The sequence below is a fragment of the Thermodesulfobacteriota bacterium genome (genome assembly GCA_026415035.1).
GTDB lineage: Bacteria > Desulfobacterota > BSN033 > BSN033 > UBA1163 > RBG-16-49-23.
The window spans coordinates 62,690-73,290 of record JAOAHX010000016.1; the positions used below are offsets into that span (position 1 = coordinate 62,690).

14 protein-coding genes are annotated in these 10,601 nt (G+C 54.9%); all 14 read right to left on the reverse strand.

Features of this window, described 5'->3' with window-relative positions; genetic code table 11:
* Window positions 1-135 precede the first annotated feature (135 nt).
* The 14 genes from N3G78_10260 to N3G78_10325 all read right to left on the reverse strand — a co-directional run bounded on the left by N3G78_10260 (window position 136) and on the right by N3G78_10325 (window position 10,435).
* Complete coding sequence (locus N3G78_10260) at window positions 136-549, reverse strand: hypothetical protein (GenBank protein ID MCX8118303.1); 414 nt, start codon at window positions 547-549, stop codon at window positions 136-138.
* Between the two features lie 181 nt (window positions 550-730).
* Window positions 731-1,252, reverse strand: coding sequence for a flagellar basal body-associated FliL family protein (locus tag N3G78_10265; protein ID MCX8118304.1), 522 nt, complete (start codon window positions 1,250-1,252; stop codon window positions 731-733).
* A gap of 9 nt (window positions 1,253-1,261) precedes the next feature.
* On the reverse strand, window positions 1,262-2,314 hold the full coding sequence (locus N3G78_10270) for a chemotaxis response regulator protein-glutamate methylesterase (GenBank protein ID MCX8118305.1): 1,053 nt from the start codon (window positions 2,312-2,314) through the stop codon (window positions 1,262-1,264).
* A 16-nt stretch (window positions 2,315-2,330) separates the two neighbouring features.
* Window positions 2,331-2,804 (reverse strand): chemotaxis protein CheX, encoded by a 474-nt coding sequence (locus N3G78_10275; GenBank protein MCX8118306.1) that lies wholly within the window; start codon window positions 2,802-2,804, stop codon window positions 2,331-2,333.
* Window positions 2,794-3,183, reverse strand: coding sequence for a response regulator (locus tag N3G78_10280; GenBank protein MCX8118307.1), 390 nt, complete (start codon window positions 3,181-3,183; stop codon window positions 2,794-2,796). The genes N3G78_10275 and N3G78_10280 overlap by 11 nt, the downstream gene beginning before the upstream one ends.
* A gap of 17 nt (window positions 3,184-3,200) precedes the next feature.
* Window positions 3,201-4,049: an HDOD domain-containing protein gene (locus tag N3G78_10285; protein ID MCX8118308.1), complete on the reverse strand. Its 849-nt coding sequence runs from the start codon at window positions 4,047-4,049 to the stop codon at window positions 3,201-3,203.
* Window positions 4,046-4,525 (reverse strand): chemotaxis protein CheD, encoded by a 480-nt coding sequence (locus N3G78_10290; GenBank protein MCX8118309.1) that lies wholly within the window; start codon window positions 4,523-4,525, stop codon window positions 4,046-4,048. The genes N3G78_10285 and N3G78_10290 overlap by 4 nt, the downstream gene beginning before the upstream one ends.
* Window positions 4,526-4,555: 30 nt before the next feature.
* Complete coding sequence (locus N3G78_10295; protein MCX8118310.1) at window positions 4,556-5,428, reverse strand: protein-glutamate O-methyltransferase CheR; 873 nt, start codon at window positions 5,426-5,428, stop codon at window positions 4,556-4,558.
* Window positions 5,429-5,439: 11 nt separating this feature from the next.
* Complete coding sequence (locus N3G78_10300; GenBank protein MCX8118311.1) at window positions 5,440-5,898, reverse strand: chemotaxis protein CheX; 459 nt, start codon at window positions 5,896-5,898, stop codon at window positions 5,440-5,442.
* Window positions 5,899-5,920: 22 nt separating this feature from the next.
* Window positions 5,921-6,106, reverse strand: a complete 186-nt coding sequence (locus N3G78_10305; GenBank protein ID MCX8118312.1) for a helix-turn-helix domain-containing protein — start codon at window positions 6,104-6,106, stop codon at window positions 5,921-5,923.
* Between the two features lie 136 nt (window positions 6,107-6,242).
* Window positions 6,243-6,482, reverse strand: a complete 240-nt coding sequence (locus tag N3G78_10310; protein ID MCX8118313.1) for a hypothetical protein — start codon at window positions 6,480-6,482, stop codon at window positions 6,243-6,245.
* A gap of 189 nt (window positions 6,483-6,671) precedes the next feature.
* Complete coding sequence (locus N3G78_10315) at window positions 6,672-7,376, reverse strand: PilZ domain-containing protein (GenBank protein ID MCX8118314.1); 705 nt, start codon at window positions 7,374-7,376, stop codon at window positions 6,672-6,674.
* A 60-nt stretch (window positions 7,377-7,436) separates the two neighbouring features.
* The gene (locus N3G78_10320; GenBank protein MCX8118315.1) at window positions 7,437-7,952 is read right to left on the reverse strand and encodes a response regulator; all 516 of its coding nucleotides are present in this window, start codon (window positions 7,950-7,952) and stop codon (window positions 7,437-7,439) included.
* 8 nt (window positions 7,953-7,960) lie between these two features.
* Entirely contained in the window at window positions 7,961-10,435 is a 2,475-nt protein-coding gene (locus tag N3G78_10325; protein MCX8118316.1) for a methyl-accepting chemotaxis protein, read from the reverse strand.
* Window positions 10,436-10,601 lie beyond the last annotated feature (166 nt).

Here is a 10,601-nt window from a genome sequence, read left to right on the forward strand (position 1 = left end):
CTAAGGAATGCTACTACAAAAGGCTTGAAGTTGTCAAATTTTTGACTTTTCGGGGAGAGGGGAAAGGCCGAGAGAGTTTACGGTGTGGCTGGGGAATAGTAAGCAGGGGATTGACACCCATCCTTTTGGGGAAGATCAAAGATAATCTCCCCGACGGAACTTCTCAATTTCCACTGCGGAGAGGATGGCCGTTTCGATCATAATCTTACGCAAAGGGTCGTCCAAAGGAAGTTGTCTTGAAAGCCCATCCAGCTCCTCCACGCCTCTGGCCATGGATTGCACGATTGGCTCGATCCCCCTTAAAGGGGTTTCAGGGGAGGAGAGGCCCTCCTGATAAAGCTCGATCGTGGTCAATGTCTCTTCGATGCTTTGAAGACTCTTTGATCGAAGGGAGAGGGGATCCGCTGGGTTGATTGGCCCTGCACCATTCAACCTCTCCTTGGCGTGGATAAGCATTTGCGCAAAATCGAGGCCTTGGACCTGTTCTCGTCGATGGGGTCGATGGGAACCCCCGGGGGTGAGGCTTGGGTCTATGGTCTTGACTTTCATGGGAACCTCCTCATGGGTTCTTTGGTTTCAATTACTGCAAATTTAATGCCTAACAGGAGGTCTTTAACCCATCGAATCCCAAAAGAAGACTTCCCTCCATCCAATATAGAAACAGGCCCTTTGGGCAGAAATTTCCCTCTCGACCGGCAGCTTCTTCCTCATCATGGTCATAGGCTCCCGATCACTGGAAGAGGAATTCATCGAAATAGATCCTCCGGATCCCCTTCTGACCGAGGTGGCCATTGAACTTTTGGAGAAGCTCCTCTTTCAATCGTTCCTTGAAATCGCCCTTCCTTAAGTCGTCCAGCTTCTTTTCGCTGACGCTCAGGATGACGGTATCGGTAAAAATGGACATCCTCGCCTGAACCGGCTCGACCCACTTCTTGTCTTCCAATTCCAGAAGGATCCTTGTCTTGAGATAATGTCTCCCGTTCTCTTCGTTTAGATTGATGATGAGGGGACTGAGCTTCACGATCTCGCCCATTTCTGTCGTCTTGGAAGGAGAGGCCTCCGCAGGCCGGGCGTTGGATTGGGTGGGTGGGGAGAGATAACCTAAGTAGAGGGCAAGGCCCAACCCGCCCCCTACGACCAAAACCATCATGATCCCGCCGATGAGAATATATTTGATCACCTTCGCTCCTCCGATGCGTTTAACGTCCGGGGATCGCTCCCTCCGGCCCCTCCCTAAAAAGGGATGGCCCATCCCCCACCCTCAGTTCAGATTCACCATCTGGACGATCTCCTCGGGGATCCTGGCCAGGGGCACGACCCGATCGACGGCATTCAATTTGATGGCCTCCTTGGGCATCCCGAAGACGACGCAGCTCTCTTCGTCCTGTGCGATCGTTCGGGCCCCTGCCTCCTTCATCTTCAGCATCCCCTGGGCCCCGTCCGCGCCCATGCCCGTCAGGAGGACACCGATGGCATTGCCTCCGGCATACTGGGCCACCGAATTGAACAGGACGTCCACCGCCGGCCTCTGGTGATGGACCATCGGGCCGTCTTTAATGGTCACATAATACCTCGCACCGCTTCTCCTGAGGACCATGTGGAAGTTGCCCGGAGCGATGAGGGCCTGTCCGTTCAGGACGGAATCGCCATCCCTCGCCTCCCTCACCTCGATCTCGCAGAGGCCATTCAGCCTTTCCGCAAAGGCCTTCGTAAACTGGGCAGGCATATGCTGGACGATGAGGATGCCGGGGATATTCAGGGGTAGCCGTGTGAGGATCTCCTTCAGCGCCTCTGTCCCTCCGGTGGAAGCTCCGATGGCGATCAGCTTCTGGGTCGTCTCCGTCAAGATTTTCGGCGCCGGAAGGGGAGAGGGATCTTGGCTGTTTCCCCGAAACCGATCGAGCCTCACCTTCACCGCAGCCCGAATCTTCTCTTTCAATTGAAGGCTCATGTCCCCAACGGAATAGGGACCCCCTGGCTTCGATAGCACTTCGACCGCACCGCACTCCATCGCCTCGAGGGCCAACTGGCTCCCCTTCGGGGTAAGGGAGCTGACGATGATGACCGGCAGCGGATAGTAGTGCATTAACTTTTTCAGGAAGGTGAGGCCGTCCATCTTGGGCATCTCGACATCGAGAAGCACGACATCGGGCTTCAACCGCACGATCTTATCTCTGGCGACGAAAGGATCGGGGGCCGTTCCAACGATCTCCAGATCGGGTTCTTTCGAGAGGTCCTCGGTGAAAATCTTCCGAACGATGGCGGAGTCATCGACGATGAGCACTTTAATCTTCCCTGGATCCGTCACTTCCATCTCCTCCCGTGCCAATTTATGGGGCGAATCGGATTTCGAGTTTGACCGGGTAACCCTCCACAAGCAGGGGCAGGGATATCCCGGCATCTCCCTTGTCCCTGGGCAAGGTCGGTTCTGAACATTCCCAGGCCTTGGGAGGGGTCAAGACCCAGACCCCCTTCCGATCCAGCTTTGAAAAGAGATTCCCACAGACCATGTTACAGAGCTCACCCACGACGTCCAAGGCCTGGGAGGGCGTTGGGGCCTCCTCCTCGAGGCCCAAAAAGTTGGCCACCATCGTGCGGGCCAGTTCCGCGGGGACGAAGAAGGCCATCTGCCCGCTCAATCTCCCCTCAAATCCGATCTCCGCCCCGATCCAAGAAAACGAAGGCCGGCCATCGGGGTCTCGCTTCTCCTCCCCGGCCTCATCCACCTCCACCGTGGCGAAGAACATGGTCTCGAAGACCTGCTGGGCCACCTTCACCGCCTGATTCGGAAATTCATCCCTCATGGGCCTCCTCCATCACCCGGGACAGGACGTCCCGAACGGTCTCGGGGTAAAAAGGTTTTTGGATATAGCCTTTAATCCCAAGGGAATAGGCCTCCCCGATCCGGGCTTCGCTTCCTTCGGTCGTGATGAGGACGACCGGGATCTTCCGATACATCTCGTCCTTCCCCAGCTCTCGCAACATCTCCAGCCCGTTCATCTCCGGCATGTTGAGATCGGTCAGGATCAGGTCCACCCAGCATCTCCGGAGCATATCCAGAGCCTCCTTCCCATTCCCTGCCTCCCAGCATTCTCCCACCTCAAATCCGGAAAGGGATAGGGTCTTCCGAATGACCTTCCTCATGGTCTGGGAATCGTCTACGATCAACACGTTGAAACTCATCGTCCTTATCCCTCCCCTCAATTGACATTCAACGTCTCATTGACCAATCGGAACTGCTCCTCCAACTGCACGATGAAAGACTCGACCTCCCTGCTCCTCAGATGATGCCGTCTCAAGAGGCCATCGTCCCCCCGATAGGCGAGACCATCGGCGCCCACCCCGATCCCTGTCATCAAGGCGATCATATCGCAGAGGCGGATCAACTCGACCATCTCGGAATCCCCGAAAGACTGGGCAGGGGTGTGATGAAAGCGGATGGCGGAGATCATGATCCCGGGAAATTTCCAATATTCGGCCACCTTCCCCCCCAGTTCGGCATGATCGATCCCGAGGACCTCCCGCTCCGCCTCCGTGAACGAAAAACCCTCCTCGTGGACTAAACGTTTAATCTCCATGAAATGGCCTTGAAAGAACTGACCCAAGATCATCTTTCCGATGTCGTGAAGCAACGCCGCGGTGAAGGGGACATAGGTCATCTGCCAGTCCAACCTTTTTGAAATGATTCGGGTCAGGAGGGCGCAGGCCACGGAATGTTTCCAAAGGTCGACCTGTCCCAGGTCATATCCTTGGCAGGGCTTTTTTAACAACCCGATGCTCTGCTGGCTGAGGATGATTTCCAACAAAGGTTGGAATCCGACGAGGATGATGGCCTCTTTCAAGGAATGGACCTTCTTTTTGAGACCGAAATAGGCGGAGTTGCAGAGCCTGAGGACATTGGCCGTGATCGCAGGGTCGAGGTGGAGGACATCGACCAGATCCTGGGCCGAAGTCCGAGGATCCTCTAAGAGCTGGAGGGCCCTGAAAACCACCGCCGGAAACGGGGGCAATCGCTCAATCGACTGGAGAACCTGATCGACCTCGCTCATAACTCTTTGACTCCGTCTCCGGAGGTCTTCACCCAGACCCTTCCGCTGGCCAGTTCGAGGGAAAGGGTCCGGTTGACGGTCCCCCCCACGTCTTCGGCGTTGATCAACACATTGTTGCTCCAGAAGATCTTACGCAGGGACATATAGTTTCTCTTCCCGATATTGAAAAAATTCGAATCGTCCAAGATCTGGGCGCCCCCCACGACCTTGACGACCATCCTCCTTTTTTCGGCCCCCAATCGATAAGCGGCTTTGAAAAAGAGGGGGATCCCCGAATCGGCAAACATGTAGGGGTTGATCTGGGCCTTTTGGGGGTCGATCGAGGAGTCCGGCAGCATGAAATGGAGAAGGCCTCCCACCTTGACCACGGGGTCATAGATGCTCACCCCGATACAGGACCCTAACGAGTAGGTGATGATCGTGGCCTTCTCGTCGTTTGAAACCTTCATATCGGCGATACCGACGATCAGTTTCATAAAGCGGATGAACCCATGGCGGTTATTCCGTCATTCCATCTTTCGGTAAATGGCCGGTCGGATGTAACGAAAGGGATGGACGATCCCCGTCAGGCTTTCCGAATGGCCGATGAGCAAAAATCCCCCCCTCTCCAGGCACTCATAAAGCCGGTTGACCAATTCGGCCTGGATCTTTTTGTCAAAATAGATCATCACATTGCGGCAGAAGATACAATCGAAGGGCTCGGCAAATTGAAAAGGTTCCATCAGATTGAGCCTCTTGAATTGAACCAACCTCCGGACCTCCTCCTTCACCTTCACAAAATCCTTCCACTGATCCTCGCCTTTCAAAAAATACTTCTTGATCAGGGGGGGCGGGACGGGTTGGAGCCGTTCCTTGGGGAAAATCCCGGCCTCGGCCGTCTTGAGCGCCCGGGTCGAAAGGTCGGTCCCCAACACCGAGATCTCCCAGGCCGGTGGGTTTTCGATCCCTTCGAGCAAGGTCATTGCGATGGAATAAGGTTCTTCCCCGGAGGAACAGGCCGCGCTCCAGATCCGGATTTTTCTCCCGCGCCCCTTTTTCTGGGAAACCCACTCGGGCAAGATCACCTCTCTGAGATAGTCAAAATGGCCTTTTTCCCTGAAAAAGAAGGTAAAATTCGTCGTGATCGAGTCGAGGAGCCGGGTCAACTCCTCCCCGGTCTCATCGTTCAGAACGAACTGGTAATACTCCTGGAAGGTCCTGAAGGGCCCGTTTCGGATCCGTTTTCCGAGTCGAGCCTTGACCAGCTCCTTCTTTGCGGCGGTGAGGTGGATGCCGCACTGGGTGTAGATGAGACGGCTGAGCAATTCGAACTCCCTGTCGCTCAGCTCGAGGGGTCGATAGGGAGAAAGGTTCAACATGGCTTGGAGACTCCATGGCATCGATGGCTCAATTACTTGAAGCAGACCTCGACCGTAAAGGGTCCCCCGTGGGTTTTGAAGGGAATGGACAGGATCGGCCCCTTGGTGACGTGACGGATTTCATGGCCCGGGCCGGAGATGACCGAAGGGATGGCTCCTTGAAAGTGATGTCCCAACTCCTCCAGGCGCCGCCTGGAATCCCCTGAGATCATGTTCGTCAACTCCCCCACCGCATCCTTCACCTGGTCGTTGATCTCATAGACGTTCTCGCCCAACATCTGACTGAGGATGAGGAGGATACATTCCCGGCTGAAGGTGATGCAGATGGACCCCTGGGTCTCTCCGGTGATCCCCACGATCCCAGAGATATCCCCGGTGGCCGTCGTCCCCTTCTTGATGTAAGGTTTACCGGGGGTGGGCTGGATCCCGGCCATGGTCTTCAAAACGGAGATGGTCGCTTCAAGAAATGGGTTGATCAGTTCCGCTTTCATGTCCTCCTTCCTTTCTTCAGATTCAATCCGATCGGACCGTCTGCTTGTTCTCGAAGAGGTGATCGATGTCCTTTTTTAAAAATCTCCAGTGTTTTCCCAATTTAACCGCAGGCACCCTTCCGTCCTGGGCCAGTTTATAAACGGTTGAAACGGGTATCTTTAAGTACCGAGAAACCTCTTTGACGCTTAAAACCTCTTCCGAATCCATATCCCAGGCTTCTCCTAATCGGGCTCGATCCTATCCGTTGCTCTACTTTTTTCTTATTTCTTATATCGACAAAGAGGGAGGGGGACTTGAGTGATCGGGAGGGCTTTAGGGAAGGTATTGAGAAGGCGATCGCAAATTATGGCGCTGGGGAGGGGTGCACATTCAACGGGAGGGACAGGAATCTCCCCTTGCCCTTTCTCTTCTTCCACTCACAGAAAAAGTTCTCGACGAATCGCTCCGGTTCTTCACAGAACCTCACGTCCCCCTCGCAGATCGCCCAGACGACCCCCAAATCGCAGAACCCAATACCGGTTCCAAAGCTCAACTGGGAGGGATCCGTGATCCGATAAAACGGGCATTTTCCTTCGATCTTCATAGGCACGACTCCTCGGATTCGATGTTTTACAGATTAAGCTTCAGCAATATCAATGCCGTTTCCTAAGTTTTTTTATCTTTTCGTTTTCAATAGGGAATTTTTAAGGGAGGTGAACGACCAAAAAGCGGAGGTGTCAGCGAATCGGAATTGGATCGAAAAGGAGGTCAAATATTTGACACAAAATTGAGGTCAGATCTTGCCCGTCTTCCGGAGCTGTGAGCGCTGCTCCTTGAAGATGAAATGCCAAAGGTGTTCCTTTTCAGGTTCCGGGATGTCGATAAATTCGAGGATACAGAGCCCGCCTCCCCCTTCCACCCTCTCCAGCCGTTTGACCTTTGCCTGGGGGATATGAAAGCGTCTCCAACCTTTCTCGTCAGGCACTCTCAATTCGATCTCACAGACGGGTTCCTCCAGTTTCATGTTGAAAAGGGGAGGAGTTAAAAAAGAGACCCCGCCTAAGCCGTAATCCTTCACATGGGCACAGATCATATTGCCGTTTGACTTCTGAAAGAGGATCTCCGTCCCCGACCGGGCATTGATCCGGACAAATCGTCTCCTCTGCCTCCGGAAAATGGAAGAAGGAAACTCCGCCAGAAAGCTGCGATCCCTGCTCTGGAGGTATCGGGAATGAAACCAGCACAAGACCCCATCCTTTTCGAGGAACTCGAACCTTAGACCTCTCTCCCTATGATGGAGGATGATCTTCTCACCCCCCCTCACCTGATCGACCAACAAACAAGGCGGAACCTGCCTCGTCTCGATGCCCAGGATCAGGGTGATCCAGGCATGGTCCGTCTCGGGGATGGCCATCCGGCAAAGCCTCTTCGCCCCGATCCATTCCTCTAACATCTCGACCAAACGTTCGCCTTGGATCTCTTCCGGGGCTTGATCCATCCGTCCCCCCATCCGATGGGTCCGCCTCCCATTCATGAAAAATGGAAAAGGCCCCCCTCCTCATCCCAATTTCTTCCTCAACTCCTCGATCTCTCTCTGGAGGGCATCGATCCGTTCCCTCGATTCGGCCTGGAGGCCCGAAATCATTTGACGGCTGATCTCCTCGATCTCGGACTTCTTCACCTCGATCCTGCGGAGGATCTCCTGGTCTCGGATCATCTTGTTCAGACGAATCGAAAACTCTGAAAGGGTGAAGGGTTTTTTGATAAACTCCCTCGCCCCTGCGGCAATCGCCTTCTGGGCCGAGTATTCATCGCTGAAACCGGTCATCACCATCACCGGAAGATCGGGAAATCTCTTAGAGATCTCCTGGGTGAGCTCAATCCCGTTCATCTCTGGCATCACCACGTCCGTGACCACGGCATCGAATCGCCGTTGGCCGAGCCTCACCAGGGCCTCCCTCCCGTTGTCGGCCGTTTCACACTCATGTCCTGTGGAGGAAAGGAAATTGAGGAGGAGCTCCTGGATCGGCCTTTCATCGTCGACGATGAGGATCCTGAAATGGTCGGTGTCCATAGGTTGCGCTATGAGCCACTCTCAAACGGTCGCCTCTCGAGGTCCTCCCTTTGGGTCACCCTTTGAGGGACGAAAGAGACCTCCTGGAAAGGAACGCGGGTCGGTTTGGCCGTTCTTCTCCCGTTGCCCTTCAGCTCCACCTTCTTTGGATCCCCTTGTAGGATCCTCTCCTCGGAACCTTCTTCGGAGATCTCATGGCCAGAGGGACCATTCCTCCCGCCCACCAAGGAGGCCAGGCCTTTCACCACCTCTCTCATATTCTCGGCCTGAGCGTTCATCTCCTCTGCGGCGGAGGCAGACTCCTCGGCATTGGCCGCATTCCTCTGCACCACCTTGTCCAGCTCGACCAAGGCCTTGCTGATCTGTTCCACCCCCTGGGCCTGTTCCTGGCTGGCGGAGGCAATCTCTCCGATCAAGTCCACGATGTTTTTCAAGGCCAGGGCAACCTCTCGGTACGCCTCGTCGGTTCGATGGACCAATTCTGCCCCTTCTCTGACCCTCTTAATCGTCTCCATGATGAGGGTAGAGGTTGTGCGCGCTGCCTCGGCGGCCCGCATGGCTAGGTTTCTCACCTCGTCGGCCACCACCCCAAATCCTGCGCCGGCCTCCCCTGCCCGGGCCGCCTCCACGGCGGCATTTAAGGCCAACAAGTTCGTTTGAAAAGCGATCTCGTCGATCGCTTTCACGATCTTGCCCGTCTCCTCGCTCGACTTGGAGATCTTCTCGATCGACTCCACCAGGGCCTTCATCGATCCTCGGGCCTCCTTCATCAACTCGATCCCCTTAGACGAGAGGAGGTTGGCCTGTCGAGCGTTTTCCGCGTTTTGCCGAGTCATGGAGGCCATCTCTTCGATGGAGGAGGAGGTCTCTTCGATGCCCGCTGCCTGCTCGGAAGCGCCCTCGGCCAGGGATTGGCTGGCGGAGGAGATCTGGGTTGAGGCGGAGGTCAACTGCTCGGATGCCTCGGTGAGGGTCTCCACGGCGTTTCGGATGGGCCGGGTCACCGACCGGCTGATCAGAATCCCCATGAGGAGCGTGATGACGCCTACTGCGCCTCCGATCCACAGGACCATCCAGACCATCCTTTGGGCATTTTGATTCAGAGAGATGACGACCTGTTCCTGATTCGTCCCCGCTTTCGAAACTTCCTGATTGCTCAACTCCAGATGCTTGGACACGATGGCCTGCATCTGGTCATTTAATTTCTCAAGCTCGATTCCGCTCTGAATGGCCGTTCGAACCCTCTCCGCCACCCCTCCTTTTCCTGTAAAAGATTCGTAAACGGTCTTCAAGTGGTTCGAATAGAAGAAAATCGTCTGGATCGCCCCTCCAAATCCCTCTTTGACGAGGAGGTCCTTGAGCTGGTCACAAATCTCGTTGGCCCGTTTAAAAAGGTTTCCCAGCCGGGCGACATCCTCATCCAAGGCTTTGAGGTCCCTGGCCTGGGACGATCTCTGGACCAAGGATGAGAAGTCGTTATTCACCTGGGAAAGCGTCGAGGCGAGCGAGAGGATCTGGTTCGTATTTTTGAAGCTCCCCATCTGCCGGCTCATCTCCCCGGTGTTCATCTTCAAGGACTGATGGGCCTCTTGAAATTCCTTCTCGATGGCTTGGAGGAGGTTGTTGATCTCGTTTGTAACCTCTTTGATCCCGCTGGAGAGGGCCTCCTTCTGCTTCTCACCCCCTTCGGAAAGAAATCTTAACTGGAGGGCGACGAGACCTCCATTCATCACCATCTTTTCGTTCAGGAGGGCCAACCGCTGCATCATCTCCTCTGCCCCTTTGAACGAATCCCGAAGTTCTTTCAGGGAATGCCGCATCTCCTTGATCTTTTCGCTCACGTTCTCCTTCCAGTCCGAGACGGACCGTTTGTCGGCCGTGAGGGGCAGTTTTGGGATGAGGAAGGTCAGATCTCTCATCCTCTCCCTCACCCCGAGGAGGTGATTGAATTTCCAGTTGGCGACGACCAGATCATCCGTCCCCGTTTTCATCACCATCGAGCTCTTCTCCTTCAAATCCTCCATCAGGACGTCAATCTGGTAAATGCCCTGCAGAAGTTTCTCGTTCATGGGCTTGACCGCCTTCTGAGCGGCATCTTGGGCCCTGATTTTTCGTTCGGTATTGTCAGAAACCGCTTTGGTGATCTCAGAAATGGTTTTATCCCCTTTCGATCCTTCCCCCTTAAGTCTTGCAAGCTCCTCTGCGGCCTTCTCCACCTGACTCAAAGAACCCTGAACCGTAGAGAGGGATTTCTGCCATTCCTCCACCGTTTTGGAGTTCGACAAATGGATCAGGTTGGCCACGTGAGCCTGAAGCTCCCTCTGATAGGAGAGGGCCTTGAGCTGGTAGGGAGAGGTCCGCTCGGTCAGCTCAAGGATTCTTTGACGGGTCTGGCGGGCCCCCGTGAGCGCTGTCAGGACGATGATGGTAAGGGCAACGAGCACGATGACTACGTTCAGAGAGAGCTTCGCCTTGACAGTCATCTTCTTCTCCTCTTCAAAACTCCTTGAAGTTTCCTTCTTCCAGGGGGATGACCTCTTCGGGCTTGGGCTCCTTCAAAACAGCCTTGGGCACCGAGGCCGGCTTCTTCTTGACAACATGGGGCCCTTTACTGACCACCCCTTTCGCATAGCTCTTGCCATTGCCATT

What these genes read in the sequence shown, in the direction of transcription:
- N3G78_10310 (MCX8118313.1), bottom strand. Translation starts at nt 6,482, where the DNA reads ATGAAGATCGAAGGAAAATGCCCGTTTTATCGGATCACGGATCCCTCC.
- N3G78_10270 (MCX8118305.1), bottom strand. Translation starts at nt 2,314, where the DNA reads ATGGAAGTGACGGATCCAGGGAAGATTAAAGTGCTCATCGTCGATGAC.
- N3G78_10305 (MCX8118312.1), bottom strand. Translation starts at nt 6,106, where the DNA reads ATGGATTCGGAAGAGGTTTTAAGCGTCAAAGAGGTTTCTCGGTACTTA.
- N3G78_10285 (MCX8118308.1), bottom strand. Translation starts at nt 4,049, where the DNA reads ATGAGCGAGGTCGATCAGGTTCTCCAGTCGATTGAGCGATTGCCCCCG.
- N3G78_10320 (MCX8118315.1), bottom strand. Translation starts at nt 7,952, where the DNA reads ATGGACACCGACCATTTCAGGATCCTCATCGTCGACGATGAAAGGCCG.
- N3G78_10295 (MCX8118310.1), bottom strand. Translation starts at nt 5,428, where the DNA reads ATGCCATGGAGTCTCCAAGCCATGTTGAACCTTTCTCCCTATCGACCC.
- N3G78_10265 (MCX8118304.1), bottom strand. Translation starts at nt 1,252, where the DNA reads ATGGGCCATCCCTTTTTAGGGAGGGGCCGGAGGGAGCGATCCCCGGAC.
- N3G78_10275 (MCX8118306.1), bottom strand. Translation starts at nt 2,804, where the DNA reads ATGAGGGATGAATTTCCGAATCAGGCGGTGAAGGTGGCCCAGCAGGTC.
- N3G78_10325 (MCX8118316.1), bottom strand. Translation starts at nt 10,435, where the DNA reads ATGACTGTCAAGGCGAAGCTCTCTCTGAACGTAGTCATCGTGCTCGTT.
- N3G78_10290 (MCX8118309.1), bottom strand. Translation starts at nt 4,525, where the DNA reads ATGAAACTGATCGTCGGTATCGCCGATATGAAGGTTTCAAACGACGAG.
- N3G78_10260 (MCX8118303.1), bottom strand. Translation starts at nt 549, where the DNA reads ATGAAAGTCAAGACCATAGACCCAAGCCTCACCCCCGGGGGTTCCCAT.
- N3G78_10300 (MCX8118311.1), bottom strand. Translation starts at nt 5,898, where the DNA reads ATGAAAGCGGAACTGATCAACCCATTTCTTGAAGCGACCATCTCCGTT.
- N3G78_10315 (MCX8118314.1), bottom strand. Translation starts at nt 7,376, where the DNA reads ATGGATCAAGCCCCGGAAGAGATCCAAGGCGAACGTTTGGTCGAGATG.
- N3G78_10280 (MCX8118307.1), bottom strand. Translation starts at nt 3,183, where the DNA reads ATGAGTTTCAACGTGTTGATCGTAGACGATTCCCAGACCATGAGGAAG.